This window comes from Janthinobacterium sp. HH104, assembly GCF_001758715.1.
GTDB lineage: Bacteria > Pseudomonadota > Gammaproteobacteria > Burkholderiales > Burkholderiaceae_D > Janthinobacterium > Janthinobacterium aestuarii.
Genome location: NZ_LRIB01000043.1, coordinates 23,690 through 40,002 on the forward strand (window position 1 = coordinate 23,690; position 16,313 = coordinate 40,002).

Consider the following 16,313-nt stretch of genomic DNA (forward strand, 5'->3'; position numbering starts at 1 on the left):
ACAGGTTTCAAACGGGGCAGCAGCTGCGCAGCTGCGACCTGGCGAATCCAGCCCGCCGGTCACGCCCCGTCCCCATTCACGGCTGGATGGAAGGCTGGACATGATTTTGAACAACGACCAGGCGCATGCGATACGCGCCGTCGATGCCGGATGGGGTGGGTGGCAATAATGTCCAACCCCTGGTTCCGCATGTATTCCGAGTTCGCGCACGATCCGAAGGTGCAGATGCTGCCCGAGGTAATGCAGCGTCGTTACGTCATGTTGATGTGCATGCGTTGCAGTAACGCGCTTGTAACGTTACAGGCAGATGAGATTGCGTTTCACCTCCGAATCGATGCCGCGCAACTCGAAGAAACAAAGGCGCTTTTCCTCGCGAAAGGTTTCATCAACGATGCCTGGGAACTGCTGAACTGGGAAAAGCGCCAGTTCAGTTCGGATACCAGCGCACAGAGGGTGGCGAAGCACCGGGCAGCCAAGAAAGCGGCCGAGGAAGCAACCCGAAACGGCGATGTAACGTTACCGCAACAGAAAAGTAACGCCCTAGATACAGATACAGATACAGATACAGATACAGAAAAGAACAAAGAGCACGCGACCGTGCCGGCCGCCGCCGCTGTTGCGCCGAAAAGTTCCCGCAAGCCATCCAAGACGCCTTTGCCATCCGATTTCGCGATCTCGGCCGAGGTCAAGGCATGGGCTGAGGCGAAAGGCCACGCGAACCTGCAGGCCCACTTCGATTCGTTTGTCGGCAAGGCGCGTGCCAGTGGCTACACCTACGCGGACTGGGACCAGGCGCTGCAGAACGCGATCCGTGATGACTGGGCGAAGCTGGGCACCCAGCAGCGACCGCCAGCGGCGCAGCAAGCCCGGCCGTCGCGCCATAGCAATTTTGAGCAGATCAACTATCACGAAGGGATCCAGAATGGCCGAATTACCTAACCGCCTTGCCGCCCTGACGGTGGCGCAGAGCGAGCGCGAAGCAGCGTGCGAATCGCATGGGGCCTACACGGCCAAGGGCTTCGCTGTCGGCCGCGTAACACACTGGATGGGTTGTCCGGAGTGCTCGAAGCTGGCCCAGGCAGAGAAGGGCCAGGCAGAAGCGGCCCGTGCTGTGGCGGAGGCGCAGCGCCGCCTGGAGTCCAGCCTGAACCAGGCCGGCATCCCCGTGCGATACCGCCGCAAGACGTTTGAATCGTTTGTCGTCGAAAACGATGCGCAAGAGCGGGCACTGTGCGTGGCCATGGAGTTTGCTGGCAACTTCGACACGCACCGCCGCAGCGGCACGGTGATCGTATTCTCGGGCGTGCCGGGCACCGGCAAGAGTCATCTGGCGATCGCCATTGCGCAGGCCGTGATGGCGGGCCACACGGCGCTCTACACCAGCGCCATCGATGCCGTGCGCATGATCCGCAACACTTGGCGCCGCGATTCCGAGCGCACCGAGACGCAGGTACTCGACATGCTGGCCGGCGTGGATTTGCTGGTGCTCGACGAGGTCGGCGTGCAGTACGGCACCGAGGCCGAGCAGGTGAACCTGTTCGACATCATCGATAAGCGGTACCGGGCGCTGATGCCGACCATCCTGCTGACGAACCAGGGCAAGGCTGGGCTTAAGTCATTCCTGGGCGACCGCAGCTTCGACCGGCTGCGCGAAGGTGGCCAGTGGGTGGTGTTCGACTGGGAATCGTATCGCGGGCGGGCTGCTGCATGAGCTTCCACCTGTTCCGGACCGGCAAGGCCAAGAATTATCACTACCGCTTCCAGATCGCTGGCGCGCGCGTGCAGCGCAGCACCCGCGAAAACAACAAGGTGAAGGCCTGCGCGGTGGCGCAGCGCGCCTACGACGAGGCGCTGACACTGGCCAATGGCGGCAAGGTTGTGCCCACGTTGGCGGCCATGGCGCAGGAATGGCTGGAAGTGAACGGTCCGATCAGCAGCGCCGCGCACCAGCGCAGCGTGGAAACGACGGCCCGCCTGCATTTTTACGACCTGGGCGACCTGCCGCTGAACCAGATTACCACCAGCCACATCGAGCTGACGCGCAACCTGCACCTGGTCGACCACAAGCCGGCCAGCGCGAACCACTGGCTGCGCGTGCTCAAGCTGATCGCCAACTGGGCAGTGAAGCGCGAGTTGATCAGGTCCATCCCCTGGCAGGTGCGCATGCTGAAGGTGCAGAAGCGCCCACGCTCGATCCTGCCTATCGCCGCCGTGGCCGAGTGGTTTGCCGCCGTCGATAAGGTGACGCGCGCCGACCCATCGGTGGCCACAGCCATTCGCCTGATGTTCGGCCTGGGCCTGCGCGAGTCCGAGGCGGCCGGCGCGCGCTGGGAATGGCTCGACTGGCAGCGCGCCACCTACACGCCCGGCATCACCAAGGGCCGGGAGGCCGAGCCCGTACCTGTTCCGGCCTGGCTGGTCGAGCAACTGGCGCCACACCGCCAAGTGGAAGGCCTGATCGCGGGCAAGCGCGGCGGCGCCCAGCAGCACCCGCCAGGCTTCGCCCGCAAGGCCATGAAGTCCGCCAACCTGAGCTGCAAGATCAAGGGCATCACCCCGCACAGGCTGCGTGGCACGTTCGCCACGATGCTGTCGGAGCAGGGCGTGCCGATCCAGACTATCCAGGCTGTGATGCGCCACAAGTCGCCGATGACCACCATGGCCTACCTGGAGAAAAACCGGGAGACGGCAGCGCAGGCACAGAACGATATCGCCGAGAAAATCGGTTTTGGACGTGGCGAGAAAGTGGCGGGAGCCACCCCGCAAAGCCGCATGGATACACATCTTCATGATTATCATCAGTCATCAGTTGATGGCAATTCGGGCCTTGATTTGGGCTCACACACTCAGCAAACAGGAGATGAAAATGGCATCGAAAATTAATGTGCTTGCCGACGCGCAAGTGTCAGTACTTGTCGATGGCGAGTGGCAGAGGCTCGGGCATTGTGTAGGCGCGACCCCGCGATGGCTGGGCCGCGATGTGGTGCCGATCCAGGCTGCGCCCGTCTTGCGCGACGCAACCGGCAACTGGTGGCACCCTGACATGCCGCCTTTTGACGAAGGCGACGGCGAAAAATTCAAAGCATGGCTGAAGGCGCAAGGGCTGGAGTTGAGCCGGGCGGAACTCGGCGACGAGCCGGAGGATCATCCGGCCTACAAGGCGATCTTCGAGGAAGCGAATTGCGACTTCAGCGCGTGGGAACCTGAGCCGCCAGCGGGCGCCGGCTGGTTCATGCTGGCGATCAGTGATACCGAGGATGGGCCGGCCTGCTGCTGGGTTCGTCGCGCGCCGCCGGCGGCGCCAGCTCCATGAGAAGCCGCAGCCCAACGCCGGCGCCAGAAACCCCGGCCGAGGCAGCGTACAAGCGCGACCGCGCTTTGTTGCGCGCGCTCTACACCTGCCAGCCCGTGCTATTCGACGGCAAGCAGCACTTCCTTCACAGCATGTCTCCCCAGGTGCTGGGTGGCGGAGTATCGACAATTATTTACCTGATGGGCGACGCGACACCGCGTCAGCCCGGCGAAATCACTTTTTTGGAGCATGCAGAATGAAAATCACCCCGATTCAACTCAAGGCCCTCAGCCGCTTTCGCGAATGCTGCGAGGATTCGGCCTCCGGCGGGCATGATGTGCCAAAGGAAATGATGCAGCGCCTGGCGGCAGTGGGTGTGGTGCGCACACTGGGCTTCGGGCGGCATGAGACAACCGAGTTTGGCGACTGGCTACTCGCGCAGCCGCCGGAAGCGAAAGTGTCAACCTTGGCCGTCCCGGATGGTTGGAAGCTGGTGCCGGCAGAGCCGAATGACGCAATGCAGGCTGCTGGCGCGCAGGCGGTACGGATCGACACCACCGTCACCAATAAGATATGGACGGGAAATGCGGTATTTCGGGCCATGCTCGCCGCCGCTCCCGCCGCCCCGGCAGCGCAGGGCGATGTCAAGGACGAAAAAGCCGAGCTTGTACGCTCAGGCCTGACGCTGATGGTGAATTTGAAGACCGTCAAGGATGAACTGGAAGCGTTGAAGGGCGATGCCAAGGACGCCGAACGATATCGCTGGTTGCGCGACGGCGATAAGGACGGCATTCTGCTTGCCTTTATGGCCGGGCATAGCCGAGTTCCGGCTGATGTTGTCGATAGCAGGATTGATGCGGCCATTTCCGCGGGCGAGTTGCCTGTAATCGAAAAGGAGGGCGCATGAAAATCTACATCGCAGGGCCGATGACCGGCATGCCCGGCCTTAACTTCCCCGCCTTCCATGCAGCCACCGCTGAGCTGCGCGAGCAGGGCCATACGGTGATCAACCCGGCTGAGGTGAACCCAGATCAGACGACGTCGTGGGAGGCTTGCATGCGCCGCGATATTGCCGAGTTGGTGACGTGCGACCGTATCCACCTGCTGCCCGGCTGGAGGGTGTCGCGTGGCGCCAGGCTTGAACACCACATCGCCACGTCGTTGGGCCTGATGGTAACGCTGCACCCAGCATAGGACGCGGCAAAAACGTTGGCGGGAAAGTGGCGAAGAGCACCCCGCAACGCCGCATATTTCCTCACTTTCATGATTATTGTGAATCATCGGTTAGACACCTCCAGCACTACCAAACAGGGATTGAAATGCAACGAGAAAAAATTACGCTGGGATGGGCCGGCAAGAGCGCGCCAGTGGCGGATATTGCTTACATCGAGGTTGTTGAATTAGCTAGCACCGGATTGTTGGAAGACGTGGGGGAGGCGACGCGCGTCGACCCGTGGACCGATCCAGAGCCTCTGGAGCTTTGCTTGGAGCTGTGGAAATTATGGATGGAAGGGGATGATGATCGTGACCTTGGTTACAAAACGATGCGTGGGATGTGTGCGGACGGCGGTGGACAAGGAAAAGATTTATATGAGGCTCAACAAGCAAATGATATGAGGATTGCTAAAGCAACTGACGCAATGATCGAAAGTATGGGGCGGCTGCACATATGGGCAATTCATCGATCCACGGGAATAGCTACTGCTTGGAATTTTCCTAATGCCGCTTATCCCCAAGTGCTTGTGGCCGCAAAGAGTGAACTGTCGGATAAATTAAGAAAAAATATGTGCACAAAGCTTCTCTTTATATAGAATCGATTTCTTTGTCCCCTTGCCATGTCGTGGGAGGAGCTCCTGAAGGGGTGTTAATTATAATTCAACTTAGCGAGGAATGTATGAACCAAGAAGAGATATTGCAACTAGAGACTTATAAAAATGCAATCGAAAGGTCCAGAGAGTATGCCTCTCGTTTTTGGGTATTTTTAGGCAATCATCTCGAAGGTATGTTCTATGGCAAGATTTTTATAAGGCCGGTTCAGGGCAGCGAGCACGATAGCATCATGGATGTGCATGGATTTCCTTTTTATGTGCATTATCTTCCAATCGTAGTTAATGAAGACGGAGAGGTATCTGTCAAGACCCGCTTTCAATTCCACAAAGCTAAGCTTTCATTTGGCGAAAAGCGGGAGTGGGAGGATGAGGCATTGTTCTTTATTACATTTGACGAGGATGGTCTAGCGGAATTTGCGGGTTTTAAATTGCGTTTGTACTGCGAGCCCCACCTGGAAAACAAAAGCCGAGATCAATTCGGCTATGGTATTTTGCAGGCTGTATACACTTCGCTAGTGCCACATGCCCGCTAAGCATGCAGATGGTCCGCAAGTAAATGCCAAGTGGTGAACCTTCCTTTACTTTTTAGGATTGTTTGGTTATAGTGCGGACATAGGCGGACTTCTTTCGCCTAATGAAAAGCTCGCATCCGTCAGGACGCGGGCTTTTTTTTATTGCGAGACCTAATATGAAGCCTTGTCATTATCGAGACCTGATCGTTCGTGCTGTGGGCGCCGCCGATGGTAAGACGCTTGATCTAATCGTTGACCAAGTCATCGATGCCGAGCGTGCCAAGCAAATCCTGCGCGCCAAGGGCTACGGCATGACCGGCTTGCCTGCCAGTGCGACGGCCGCCTTGGTGCCGGATGTGTCGCCACGAACGCGTGTGATGGTCCAGCACGTTGGCTTCTCGTCTGAAGCCGCAGGAGTGCCCCAATTTGCAGGGCCCGACGGTGCATTTGTCCTAGCGGCGCGCTGGTTTGATGCATTGAGTGAGGCCCAAGCGGTACCACTTTCCCTGCTGCAAAATCGTTGATGCCACGTCTGCAGGCACTCAAGCCGCGCTTACAGCAGCAAGCCATGAGCCGCGCGCCAGTCATGCAGCCAGGCTCATGGCGCACCGATCAATCGAGCAGCACAAAGCGCGGCTATGGCTACGCTTGGCAAAGGGCTCGTGCCGGCTATTTGCGCAGCCACCCGCTGTGCGTGTACTGCCTGCGTGCCCCTGCTTATGCGGCCATCCGTGGCTTGTTGCCCAGCACGGCCATTTTGCGCTGTGCTGAGTTGGGCCTGGCCATACCCATGGCCTCTGTGGTTGACCACATCGAGCCGCACCGCGGCGACCAAGTTCTGTTCTGGAATAAGGCCAACTGGCAGTCGCTATGTGGCACCCACCACAGCGCAGACAAGCAGCGCGAAGAGGCGGCCCATCGTCGAGGCGAATAGATAGCATCGAAGCCACATTCTAGGAATGTTTCAAAAAAGAAACATTTCAATCGTTGTAAAGTAGCAACATGCATCAAAAGAAATATTTTAAAGAGGCGATTAGGGGAGGGGGGCGAGAAGTTCCCGACCCCTCGCCGACCTAGACCGCGTCCTCTCCCACGCGCAGATTTTATTTCCCTTTGGAGTAAATGTTAATGGCTTTAACAGGCAAAAAACGGCGATTCGCCGATGCCGTTTTAGCTGGCCTCTCCAATAGAGACGCGGCTATCGCGGCGGGTTACAGCGCCGCCACCGCGTCGGCGGCAGGGTCGCGCCTTGTTAAAGACGCGGATGTTAAAAAATGCCTGGAATCAGGCAGGGCGGCGGTCGACGTCAGGCTTGAGGCGCAGCCGCACGGCGGAGCGCTCAAGCGGTCCAAAGCAGCGCCTGTCGAGCAGCCGGACACGGATATGTTGTACTTGCTGCAGGAAATTGCCTTGGGGCGCGTCGATGCGACCACGACTCAGGTCAGGGCTGCGATCGCGGCGGTGCAGTACACGCACAAAAAGAAAGGCGATGCGGGCAAGAAGGAAGAGAAGTTGGTTGATGCGCAGAAAGCTGCCGAGGGCCGCTTCGGTGTGCCGCCAGCGCCGCCTCGCCTGGTGGCCAGTGGTGGTAAATGACGCCGTATCCAGAGTGGAGCACGGCGTGCCCCGACTGGGAAGCTCGCATTGTTGCTGGTCAGCCGCTCACGCCATGCCCACCGCTTTATCCTGACCAAGCTGCGGCTGCGTGGGAAATTTTCTCCGAACTGCGCATGGTGGACGCCGCCGGCAGCCCGAAGATGGGCGAGGTGGTCAAGCCTTGGGTGCGCGACTTTGTAGAAGCCATCTTCGGCGCATACAACCCGGAGACTGGCCGCCGGTTGATCAAAGAGTTCATGCTCCTGATCAGCAAAAAGAACGGCAAGTCGACCATCGCCGCCGGGATCATGCTGACGGCGCTGCTGCTGAACTGGCGGCTGGAAGGCGAATACATCGTCCTGGCGCCAACGAAGGAGATTGCGGACAACAGCTACAAGCCGATGGCGGCCATGATCAAGGCGGACGACGAACTGGCCGCGATGCTGAAGGTCCAGGACCACATACGCACCATCACCCACCTGACGACCAACGCCACGCTCAAAGTGGTGGCGGCCGACGGCGAGACGGTGTCGGGCAAGAAAGCGATAGGCGTGTTTATCGACGAGCTGTGGCTGTTCGGTAAAAACCCGCGTGCCGATGCCATGCTGCTGGAGGCAACTGGTGGACTGGCCTCGCGGCCCGAGGGATTTGTGATCTTCGCGACCACGCAGTCGGACGATCCGCCGGCAGGCGCGTTCCTGTCGCGGCTGCTGTATGCGCGCGGCGTGCGCGACGGGCGGATCCATGACCCGCAGCATTACCAGATCTTGTACGAATTTCCCGAGCACATGCTCAAGGCCGGCGCACACCGCGATGTGAGTAACGCCTATGTGACGAACCCGAACATGGGCACGTCGGTCGACGAGGAATTCATCGAGCGCGGCTTCCGGCAGGCGCAGGAAAAAGGCGAAGTTGAGTTCCGCGGCTTCCTGGCCAAGCACCTGAATGTGCAAATCGGCCTGGCGTTGATGTCGAACCGCTGGCCTGGCGCCGATTTTTGGGAGCAGCAGGGCCTGCGCCCGGCGCTGACTCTGGAAGACCTGCTGGCCCGCAGCGAAGTGGCCACCGTCGGCATCGATGGCGGCGGCCTGGACGACTTGCTGGGCCTGGCGGTGATCGGCCGCGAGCGCGAAACGCGCCGCTGGCTGCTGTGGACCAAGGCTTGGGCGCACCCTTCCGTGATGGAACGGCGAAAACTCGAAGCCGCCCGCTTCGAAGACTTCGCCAAGCAGGGCGACCTGGTGCTGGTCGAGCGCATCGGCGAGGACGTGGAGCAGGTGGCGGCGGCCGTGCTGCAAGTGGAGCAATCCGGGCTGCTCGACAAGGTGGGCGCCGACTCGGCAGGCATTGGCGCCATTCTCGATGCCATGGTCGAGGCTGGCGTGCCGCAAGAAAAGATCGTCGCCATTTCGCAGGGCTGGCGGTTGGGTGGTGCGATCAAGACCACCGAGCGCAAGCTGGCCGAGGGCGTGATCGAGCACGGCGGCCAGCCGATGATGGCCTGGTGCGTAGGCAATGCCAAGGTCGAACCGCGGGGCAATGCCATTTTAATTACCAAGCAGGCTTCCGGGTCCGCCAAGATCGATCCGCTGATGGCGACCTTCGACGCTGTATCCCTGATGGAACTAAATCCGCCGGCGCAATGTGGCTCGGTGTACGAATCGCGCGGCATAAGGACTGTTTAACCCATGAGTTTATTTGATTTCTTCCGGCCATCTGCAGCGCCGGAGGCGCAGTCACGCCCGGACGAGACGTGCGATACCCCGGTGCCGGCCGCCGCCGCGCCGTCGGCACCGACCATCCAGGCATCGACAGGCACCCTGTTCGCCGGCCTGGACGACCCCGACCTGCTTGCCTTCATGCGCACCGGCAGTGAGACCGCCTCGGGCGCCTACGTCAATGCGTCGAAGGCGCTGCAGAACATGGCCCTGCTGCGCTGCGTCACACTGATCTCGGAATCGATCGGCATGCTGCCGCTTAATCTGGTCGAGCGCGGCGACGAGAAGCGCTATGCCACCGAGCACCCGCTATACGACATCTTGAAGGCCAAGCCGAACAACTGGCAGACGGCGTACGAGTTCAAGGCGCTGATGCAACTGCGCGTCATGACGCATGGCAATGCCTACGCCCGCGTGATCTGGTCGCGTGGCCAGGTGCTGCGCCTGATCCCGATGTGTCCGAAACGCGTGAAGGCCGAGCTGGACGATAGCTGGAACATGGTCTACACGTACACCCGCAAGGATGGTCGTCAGATCCCGCTGCCGGCCGAGGAGGTATTCCACCTGCGCGACCTGTCCGAAGATGGTGTGACGGGACTGTCCCGCGTGCGCCTAGCGCATGAAGCAATCGGCATCGCGCAGCAGGCAGAAAAGGCCGCCGCGCGTCTGTTCAAGAACGGCGTGATGGCCGGGGGCGCACTGTCGGCGCCCAACGCGCTCACTGACAAGGCCTTCGGCCGCTTGCAGGATTCGATCACCGACAAGACCGGCGCCGAAAACGCTGGCAAGTGGATGATCCTCGAAGAGGGCCTCAAGGCTGAACAATGGGCCAACACCGCCGCCGATGCCCAGCACATCGAAAACCGCAATCACCAGATCGAGGAAATCGCCCGTGCCATGGGCGTGCCGCGCCCGCTGCTGATGATGGACGACACGTCCTGGGGCAGCGGCATCGAGCAACTGGCCATCCTCTTCATCCAGTTCTCGCTGCAACACTGGTTCACGATCTGGGAGCAGGGCATCGAGCGCACCCTGCTGTCGAAAGAGGACGGCAAGAAGCTGCGCGCCAAATTCAACGAACGCGCGCTGCTGCGGGGCACCTTGAAGGACCAGGCCGAATTCTTTACCAAGGCGCTGGGCAGCGGCGGCCACGCGCCGTGGATGACACAAAACGAAGTGCGCGAGCTGCAAGACCTGGCCCGTTCCAATGACAAGGGCGCAGACGAGCTGCGCGCGCCCGCCAACCAAGCGAAGACAACCAATGACCCTGTTAAAACTGCCTGAAATCAACGCCGCCCAGGGCCTGGGCAATATCCAGTTCGACATGCGCCCTGACGCGCTCGAGCGCTGGGAGCCGGGCATCCGCGCGGCGGCCGACGACGACGGCCCCACCATTTCCATCTACGACCGCATCGGCGAGTCGTACGACGGCGAGGGTGTGACCACCAAGCGCATTTCCGCCGCCCTGCGCAACATCGGCGCGCGCGACGTGACGGTGAACGTCAACTCGCCCGGTGGCGACTTCTTCCAGGGCGTGGCCATCTACAACCTGCTGCGAGAGCACAAGGCCAAGGTCACCGTCAAGGTGATGGGCATCGCCGCGTCGGCCGCGTCCGTCATCGCCATGGCCGGTGACGAGATCCTGATGGGTGACGGCGCCTTCCTGATGATCCACAACGCCTGGGCCATGGCGATCGGCAACCGCCACGACATGATCAAGGCATCCGAGCAGCTGGCGCCCTTCGATGCGGCCATGGCCTCCGTCTACGCCGCCCGGTCCGGGCTGAGCGCAGCGGAAGCTGCCGCCATGATGGACAAGGAAAGCTGGCTGGGCGCGATCCAGGCCGTCGAGCAAGGCTTCGCGAGCGGCATCCTGGCGCGCGAGCAGATGGGTCACGATCCCGAGGCCAGCGCCGACACGAAATATCTTGCGATGGTGGAAGCGGCCATGGCCCGGGCGGGGCATTCCCGCTCCGTGCGCCGCGAAGCCATCAAGTCCCTGTTTTCTGGCACGCCGGGCGCTGCTGGAAAAATCGCCACGCCGAGCGCTGGCACCAAAGAAGTAGCAGCGTCACTGCAAACCCTGATCAACAATCTGAAAGGCAAATAATGAAAAAAGTAATGATGACCAGCATCGCCACGGCGATGATCGCCAGCGCCCTGGCGGCGCAAGCTACCCAGGCCAGCCAACCCGTTCCGCGCGGCATCGTGGCGGTGCGCGCCGACGGCGATGTGAATGCACTGATCACCGATCTGAACAAGGCATTTCACGCTTTCAAGGAAGAGCACACCAAGCAACTGGAAGACGTCAGGAAGGGCAGCGCTGACGCCCTGCAGGCGCTGAAAGTTGAAAACATCAATGCGGAAATTGCCAAGCTGCAGGCGTCGGTCGACGCGGCCAATGAGCGCATGGTGGCGGCCGCCATGAATGGCGGCGGTAACCAGCTGAAAGATAAGGAATATACGGAAGCCTTCAATGCGCACTTCAAAAAAGGCGAAGTGCAGGCCTCGCTGAACAAGGGCACGGCCAGCGAAGGCGGCTTTTTGGCGCCGGTCGAGTGGGACCGCACCATCACCGACCGCCTGCTGGTCGTGTCGCCGATGCGTGCTCTGTGCTACATCCAGCCGATCAGCACCAACGGCTTCAGCAAGCTGTTCAACAATCGTGGCACCAACTCGGGCTGGGTGGGTGAGACGGCCCCACGTCCTGAAACCAACGGCCCGACGTTGGGCAGCCTGGCCTACAACACCGGCGAGCTGTACGCGAACCCTGCTGCCACGCAGCAAATGCTGGACGATTCGGCTGTGAATATTGAAACCTGGCTGGCTTCGGAGGTCGAAACCGAGTTCTCCATCCAGGAAGGCGTCGCCTTCCTGACGGGCAATGGCACCAACAAGCCGGCCGGCCTGCTGACCTACATCACCGGCGGCGCCAACGCGGCGGCCCACCCATGGGGCGATATCAAGACCGTCAAGAGCGGTGCAGCGGCGGCGCTGACCGCCGACGGCCTCATCGACCTGGTGTATGCCTTGCCCGGCGAGTACACGGCAAACGCCCGCGCTGCGATGAACCGTAATACGCAGGCTGCCATCCGCAAGCTGAAGGATGGTCAGGGCAATTACCTGTGGCAGCCGTCCTTTGAAGCCGGCGCCCCTGCCACCGTGCTGGGCTACGGCATCGCCGAGATGGCGGGCATGCCAGACGTCGCGGCCAACTCCAAGCCAATCGTGTTTGGCGACTTCAAGCGCGGCTACATGATCATCGACCGCACCGGCGTGCGCGTGCTCCGCGATCCCTTCACCAACAAGCCGTACGTGCACTTCTACACCACGAAGCGCGTCGGCGGCGGCCTGCTGAATCCGGATGTACTCAAGGCCTTGACGGTCGCAGCCTAAAACCCATGCGCCGGGCCAACTTGGTCCGGCGCAGCCATTGAAAGGAATCATCATGGTTTTCAGTAAAGAATTCCGCGGCGTGCGCGACGGCGAAATCTATCCCGAAACGTTCCAGCCGGGTGACGAGTGCCCGCCAGAACTGGTCGATGCGGCGCAGAGCCTGGAAGTGCTCGAAGTGCCTGAAGCGCTCGAGTCGAAGAAAAAGGGCAAATAATCCATGTTCCTAACACCTGAACTGGCCAAGGGCTACCAGCGCATCGTCGGCAACGATGAGGACGCCGTGATCAATCTGATCCTGTGGGCCGCTGAGCGCGCCGCGCTGGTCTACCTGAACCGTCAGGTGTTCGCCGACGTTGCCTCCATGGATGCGGCCATTATGGCCGGTACCGCCGGCGAGTTTCCGATGGTAATCGAGGACGATATCAAGCTCGGCATGCTGAAGATCTTCGGCGACCTGTACGAGAACCGCGAGGACAGCGTGCTGGCCGTGTCGGTGGCGCGGCTACCACTGGGCTCGCGCGAGCTGCTGCGCCCGCATCGCATCGGGAATGGCGTCTGATGCGCGCCGGCCAGCTGGATCGTCGCGTCACCATCGAGCGCCCGGGCATGGTGGAGGGCGAGTATGGACCGCAACCTGGCGGCTGGGTGCCGTTCGCCGCGCGCGTGCCGGCCCAGGTAAAGGATGCCTTGCCCAGCAAGTCGGAAACGGTACAAGAGGGCCTGTCCGTGGCCACGCACCCGGCGCGCCTGCGGATACGTTATCTGCGCGGCATCACCTCCGCCATGCGCATCACGCTGCATGGCGATACCGACGAGGTTTTCCAGATCGTTGGAGGACCGGCCGAGATTGGCCGCCGGGAATGGCTGGAAATGACCATCGAGCAGTATTCAACCCAAGGGCAATAATGGCAGACGACCGCAACATCACCGGCGGCAAGGCGTTGGACGACTTCCTTAAATCCTTGCCGGTCAAGATCGAGCGCAACATCATGCGCTCGGCGCTGCGCCAGGGCGCCAACGTGTTCAAGGCCGAGGTACAGGAAAATATCCCTGTCGCCAGCGGCGACCTACGCCGCAGCGTACGCGTGGTGACCAAGGCCACGGGTGGCAAGGTGACAGCATCCGTACGCGTTGGCAACAAGCGCGCCTGGTACGGCCACATGGTCGAGTTCGGCACCAAGCCGCACAAGATCGTGCCGAAGAAGAAGGGCGCCTTGGTCATTGGCCAGACCCGCTCCATGGTAGTGGAACACCCGGGCGCCAAGCCGCGCCCATACATGCGGCCGGCGTTCGACACCAAGCCCGACGCCGCCATCGCTGCCGTGGGCGCGCAGATCCGCAAGCGCCTGACCGTCGAGGGCATTAACGTGCCAGCGGCTGAAACCGATTAGGACGATCATGAGAATCAAGATGCTGAAAACTATCCCTGGCTCGATCGACGGCGTGACCGTGATCGACCTGCAGGCCGGTACCGAATACACCATGACCGACGCCGCCCGCGGCGTGCGCCGTGCTGCTGCCTACATCCGCCGCAGCGAGGCCGTCGAAGTCATCGAAGTCGCCACGGGGGACGACCAGGTGGCAGCATCGCCGACATCCAAGGCGAGCGCCAAGAAATGAGCGCCATCAAAGTGATCCGCGCGCTGCTGATCGCGCACTCGCCGATGCTGGCCCTGGTGCCGGCGGCGCGCATCGTGGCCGGTACTGTGCCGCTGGGTACGCCGCTGCCTGCCATCGGCCTGACCGAGATCAGCAGGGTCGAGCTGCCCACCGTGTCGCTGGGCCAGCGCGCCGTCCAGGTTACCGCGCGTGTCCAGGTCACCGTGTACGCCAGCACCTATCCGGACCAGAAGGCCGTCCTGCAGGCGGCCAAGCTTGACGCTGGCGCGCATACCGGCACGGTGGCAGACATTGCCGTGCGCAGCGTGATGCGCGACGTGGTCGGGCCAGACATGAAAGACGATGACGCTGACATATACCAGCAGTCCAGAGACTTTAAGGTGGTCTTCGTCGAAGCGAATTAGCCGTCTCCACAGGTTTTCCCAGCCCGCCCGTACCGCAATCTGCGTGCGGGCTTTTTATTGAAAGGTATCAACATGGCATTCGAAAATGATTTCGAGACAGTCGCCGGCACCAAGCTGTTTGTCTGCGCGACCCGTCCGGCAACCGACACGGTCGCCGCCTTCACGGCGCTCACCTGGGTCGAGGTGGGCGACATAACCAACGTCGGCGGTGTGAAAGGCCGTGAATACAGCACTTCCACGCTGTCGACCGTCGGCAATGCGCACGACCGCGAGAAAAAGGGCAGCTACAAGTTGCCAAACGCCGAAATGGAATGCGCGTGGGTCGAAGACGACGCAGGTCAGATGATCGTGGAAGCGGCAGCCAACAACTACACCATTCCAGCATTCAAGCTGGAAAAGCAGGGCGGTGGCGTCCGCTACTTCACGGCGCAGGTATCCAAGTTCATCGAAAACATGGGCGGCAGCAACGACACCGTCAAGGGCGCCTTCACCCTGTTGCGCCAGAGCGACACCATTACCGCGTAAGCGGCAACCCTTCAAGGCCACAGGCCACCCCAGCACCGACCTTGTCCGCTCCGCCCTTCGAGGGGCGGGCGGGCCTGGCACGGGCATTCACTCCCTCGAAGAAAGACTTCATCATGACCGATATCCGCAAATTCGCAGTAGAAGAAACCTCCATCCTGCACCTGAAAGACGCCAATGACGAATTGATGTACGCCGACGGCGCCGACGGCAAACCCGATACGAACAAGCCGATACGCATTGCGCTTTACGGCCCAGGCTCGAAGAAATTCGCCAAGGTCCAGGCTGCCAACAACAACAAGCTGTTCACCCGCCTCAAGAAAAAAGGCAAGGAAGACCAGTCTGCCGAAGACAAGGCTCAGGAAAGCGCCGAGACGCTGACCCAACTCACACACTCGTTCGAGAACATCGGCTATGACACGCTGGCCGGTGAAGCGCTGTACAAGGCCGTCTACCTGGACACCACCATCGGCTTCATCGCCACCCAGGTCAACGCCTACCTGAATGACTGGGCAAATTTTACGAAGGCCTCGGCGACGAACTAAGTCTGTTCGTGCGGCACAGTGCCTGGCTCGGTGCTGTGCCAGAGCCAAAGGACGGCGCGCCCGCCGATGCCGTCAAGCTGTCGCGCCGCGAGCGCATCGAGCGCGATGGCGGCGAGATTGAAATGCCGCCGTTCGACGAGGGCGAGTACCTGATTGCTTATCTGTACGAGCTGGGACCGACGGTGGCGGCCGGCATGGGCGCCGGACCGGTGACGTTTGTCGAGATGACCGCCTGGCAGGCCGCGCGCGGGTTTGAGCTAGCGCCATGGGAGGCACGCTTGCTACGGCGCCTATCTGTCGACTACCTGGCCGAATCGCACCGCGCCACGCAGCGCGATTGCCGGCCGCCTTGGGGTGGATCGGTTGCCGTGCGAGTCAGCCATGGCCGCGCAGCAGCACGTGCCCTTGAGTTGTTTCTTGCATAGACCGTCCACGTGGCGGTCTTTTTTTCCGTTTGTCACCCATGAGGTGCCTTTTGCACAGTAAGCCCATTAGTGTAATATTGCCTCTTTGAAATGTATTGAGGAATTGTATGCGCAGGATTATTTTAATTTTTGGAGTTGTTGCGATGTCCACAGCCCTGTTTGCATGTGGTGAATCTGCTGAACAAAAAGAGGCAAGAATTAATGCCAACCTTAAAATACTTGGCGAAAAGTACGTGAAGCTAAAATTAAAGGACCCTGAATCAGCTCAATTTCAGAATCAATTTATTGGCATCAAAGGCGCCCCATGTGGCGAAGTGAATTCGAAGAATAGCTTCGGTGGATACACCGGGTTTAAACGGTATATTTCAGTGGGGAAAGATCTAACCGTTATGGAGCCGGATATGCCACCTGGTGAATTTGAATTATCGTGGGCGCAGATTTGCAAATAGAGCTC

Annotated in this window: 26 protein-coding genes; all 26 read left to right on the forward strand. The window is 60.7% G+C overall.

From position 1 onward, the window contains the following. Positions 1 to 168 precede the first annotated feature (168 nt). Entirely contained in the window at positions 169 to 939 is a 771-nt protein-coding gene (locus tag JAB6_RS19885) for a hypothetical protein (RefSeq protein ID WP_139143453.1), read from the forward strand. Continuing rightward, a complete protein-coding gene (locus tag JAB6_RS19890; RefSeq protein ID WP_070304219.1) occupies positions 923 to 1,711 on the forward strand; it encodes an ATP-binding protein in 789 nt (262 codons plus the stop codon). The genes JAB6_RS19885 and JAB6_RS19890 overlap by 17 nt, the downstream gene beginning before the upstream one ends. Continuing rightward, on the forward strand, positions 1,708 to 2,883 hold the full coding sequence (locus JAB6_RS19895; RefSeq protein ID WP_070304220.1) for a site-specific integrase: 1,176 nt from the start codon (positions 1,708 to 1,710) through the stop codon (positions 2,881 to 2,883). The genes JAB6_RS19890 and JAB6_RS19895 overlap by 4 nt, the downstream gene beginning before the upstream one ends. Further along, on the forward strand, positions 2,867 to 3,313 hold the full coding sequence (locus JAB6_RS19900) for a hypothetical protein (protein WP_217494645.1): 447 nt from the start codon (positions 2,867 to 2,869) through the stop codon (positions 3,311 to 3,313). The genes JAB6_RS19895 and JAB6_RS19900 overlap by 17 nt, the downstream gene beginning before the upstream one ends. Next, entirely contained in the window at positions 3,310 to 3,552 is a 243-nt protein-coding gene (locus JAB6_RS19905; protein ID WP_070304221.1) for a hypothetical protein, read from the forward strand. Before JAB6_RS19900 ends, JAB6_RS19905 begins: the two co-directional genes overlap by 4 nt. Further along, a complete protein-coding gene (locus tag JAB6_RS19910) occupies positions 3,549 to 4,199 on the forward strand; it encodes a hypothetical protein (protein WP_070304222.1) in 651 nt (216 codons plus the stop codon). Before JAB6_RS19905 ends, JAB6_RS19910 begins: the two co-directional genes overlap by 4 nt. Next, positions 4,196 to 4,486: a DUF4406 domain-containing protein gene (locus JAB6_RS19915; RefSeq protein WP_070304223.1), complete on the forward strand. Its 291-nt coding sequence runs from the start codon at positions 4,196 to 4,198 to the stop codon at positions 4,484 to 4,486. Before JAB6_RS19910 ends, JAB6_RS19915 begins: the two co-directional genes overlap by 4 nt. A gap of 125 nt (positions 4,487 to 4,611) precedes the next feature. Further along, positions 4,612 to 5,103: a hypothetical protein gene (locus tag JAB6_RS29065; protein WP_139143454.1), complete on the forward strand. Its 492-nt coding sequence runs from the start codon at positions 4,612 to 4,614 to the stop codon at positions 5,101 to 5,103. A gap of 83 nt (positions 5,104 to 5,186) precedes the next feature. Continuing rightward, positions 5,187 to 5,654: a hypothetical protein gene (locus JAB6_RS19920; RefSeq protein WP_070304224.1), complete on the forward strand. Its 468-nt coding sequence runs from the start codon at positions 5,187 to 5,189 to the stop codon at positions 5,652 to 5,654. 101 nt (positions 5,655 to 5,755) lie between these two features. Next, positions 5,756 to 6,157, forward strand: a complete 402-nt coding sequence (locus tag JAB6_RS19925; RefSeq protein ID WP_139143455.1) for a hypothetical protein — start codon at positions 5,756 to 5,758, stop codon at positions 6,155 to 6,157. Continuing rightward, positions 6,154 to 6,567: an HNH endonuclease gene (locus JAB6_RS19930; protein WP_217494646.1), complete on the forward strand. Its 414-nt coding sequence runs from the start codon at positions 6,154 to 6,156 to the stop codon at positions 6,565 to 6,567. Before JAB6_RS19925 ends, JAB6_RS19930 begins: the two co-directional genes overlap by 4 nt. A gap of 188 nt (positions 6,568 to 6,755) precedes the next feature. Then, positions 6,756 to 7,229 (forward strand): terminase small subunit, encoded by a 474-nt coding sequence (locus tag JAB6_RS19935; protein ID WP_254671708.1) that lies wholly within the window; start codon positions 6,756 to 6,758, stop codon positions 7,227 to 7,229. Positions 7,230 to 7,363: 134 nt separating this feature from the next. Continuing rightward, positions 7,364 to 8,914 (forward strand): terminase large subunit, encoded by a 1,551-nt coding sequence (locus JAB6_RS19940; protein WP_368072928.1) that lies wholly within the window; start codon positions 7,364 to 7,366, stop codon positions 8,912 to 8,914. Between the two features lie 3 nt (positions 8,915 to 8,917). Beyond that, the gene (locus JAB6_RS19945; protein ID WP_070304228.1) at positions 8,918 to 10,231 is read left to right on the forward strand and encodes a phage portal protein; all 1,314 of its coding nucleotides are present in this window, start codon (positions 8,918 to 8,920) and stop codon (positions 10,229 to 10,231) included. Next, the gene (locus tag JAB6_RS19950; RefSeq protein ID WP_070304229.1) at positions 10,209 to 11,057 is read left to right on the forward strand and encodes a head maturation protease, ClpP-related; all 849 of its coding nucleotides are present in this window, start codon (positions 10,209 to 10,211) and stop codon (positions 11,055 to 11,057) included. The genes JAB6_RS19945 and JAB6_RS19950 overlap by 23 nt, the downstream gene beginning before the upstream one ends. A 35-nt stretch (positions 11,058 to 11,092) precedes the next feature. Next, the gene (locus tag JAB6_RS19955) at positions 11,093 to 12,343 is read left to right on the forward strand and encodes a phage major capsid protein (RefSeq protein WP_254671722.1); all 1,251 of its coding nucleotides are present in this window, start codon (positions 11,093 to 11,095) and stop codon (positions 12,341 to 12,343) included. 52 nt (positions 12,344 to 12,395) lie between these two features. Then, the gene (locus JAB6_RS29405; protein ID WP_175444580.1) at positions 12,396 to 12,557 is read left to right on the forward strand and encodes a hypothetical protein; all 162 of its coding nucleotides are present in this window, start codon (positions 12,396 to 12,398) and stop codon (positions 12,555 to 12,557) included. A gap of 3 nt (positions 12,558 to 12,560) precedes the next feature. After that, complete coding sequence (locus JAB6_RS19960) at positions 12,561 to 12,902, forward strand: head-tail connector protein (protein ID WP_070304231.1); 342 nt, start codon at positions 12,561 to 12,563, stop codon at positions 12,900 to 12,902. Then, complete coding sequence (locus JAB6_RS19965) at positions 12,902 to 13,249, forward strand: head-tail adaptor protein (RefSeq protein ID WP_070304232.1); 348 nt, start codon at positions 12,902 to 12,904, stop codon at positions 13,247 to 13,249. The genes JAB6_RS19960 and JAB6_RS19965 overlap by 1 nt, the downstream gene beginning before the upstream one ends. Beyond that, entirely contained in the window at positions 13,249 to 13,734 is a 486-nt protein-coding gene (locus JAB6_RS19970) for an HK97-gp10 family putative phage morphogenesis protein (RefSeq protein ID WP_070304233.1), read from the forward strand. The genes JAB6_RS19965 and JAB6_RS19970 overlap by 1 nt, the downstream gene beginning before the upstream one ends. 7 nt (positions 13,735 to 13,741) lie before the next feature. Then, a complete protein-coding gene (locus JAB6_RS19975) occupies positions 13,742 to 13,963 on the forward strand; it encodes a hypothetical protein (protein ID WP_139143456.1) in 222 nt (73 codons plus the stop codon). After that, on the forward strand, positions 13,960 to 14,367 hold the full coding sequence (locus JAB6_RS19980) for a DUF3168 domain-containing protein (RefSeq protein WP_070304235.1): 408 nt from the start codon (positions 13,960 to 13,962) through the stop codon (positions 14,365 to 14,367). The genes JAB6_RS19975 and JAB6_RS19980 overlap by 4 nt, the downstream gene beginning before the upstream one ends. A gap of 72 nt (positions 14,368 to 14,439) precedes the next feature. Further along, on the forward strand, positions 14,440 to 14,892 hold the full coding sequence (locus JAB6_RS19985; RefSeq protein WP_070304236.1) for a hypothetical protein: 453 nt from the start codon (positions 14,440 to 14,442) through the stop codon (positions 14,890 to 14,892). A gap of 41 nt (positions 14,893 to 14,933) precedes the next feature. Next, positions 14,934 to 15,434: a hypothetical protein gene (locus tag JAB6_RS19990; protein ID WP_139143457.1), complete on the forward strand. Its 501-nt coding sequence runs from the start codon at positions 14,934 to 14,936 to the stop codon at positions 15,432 to 15,434. Positions 15,435 to 15,469: 35 nt separating this feature from the next. After that, positions 15,470 to 15,859 carry a hypothetical protein gene (locus JAB6_RS19995; RefSeq protein WP_083292845.1) on the forward strand — a complete coding sequence of 130 codons (390 nt, stop codon included), beginning with the start codon at positions 15,470 to 15,472 and terminating at the stop codon, positions 15,857 to 15,859. A gap of 143 nt (positions 15,860 to 16,002) precedes the next feature. Then, the gene (locus JAB6_RS28560) at positions 16,003 to 16,308 is read left to right on the forward strand and encodes a hypothetical protein (RefSeq protein WP_254671710.1); all 306 of its coding nucleotides are present in this window, start codon (positions 16,003 to 16,005) and stop codon (positions 16,306 to 16,308) included. Positions 16,309 to 16,313 lie beyond the last annotated feature (5 nt).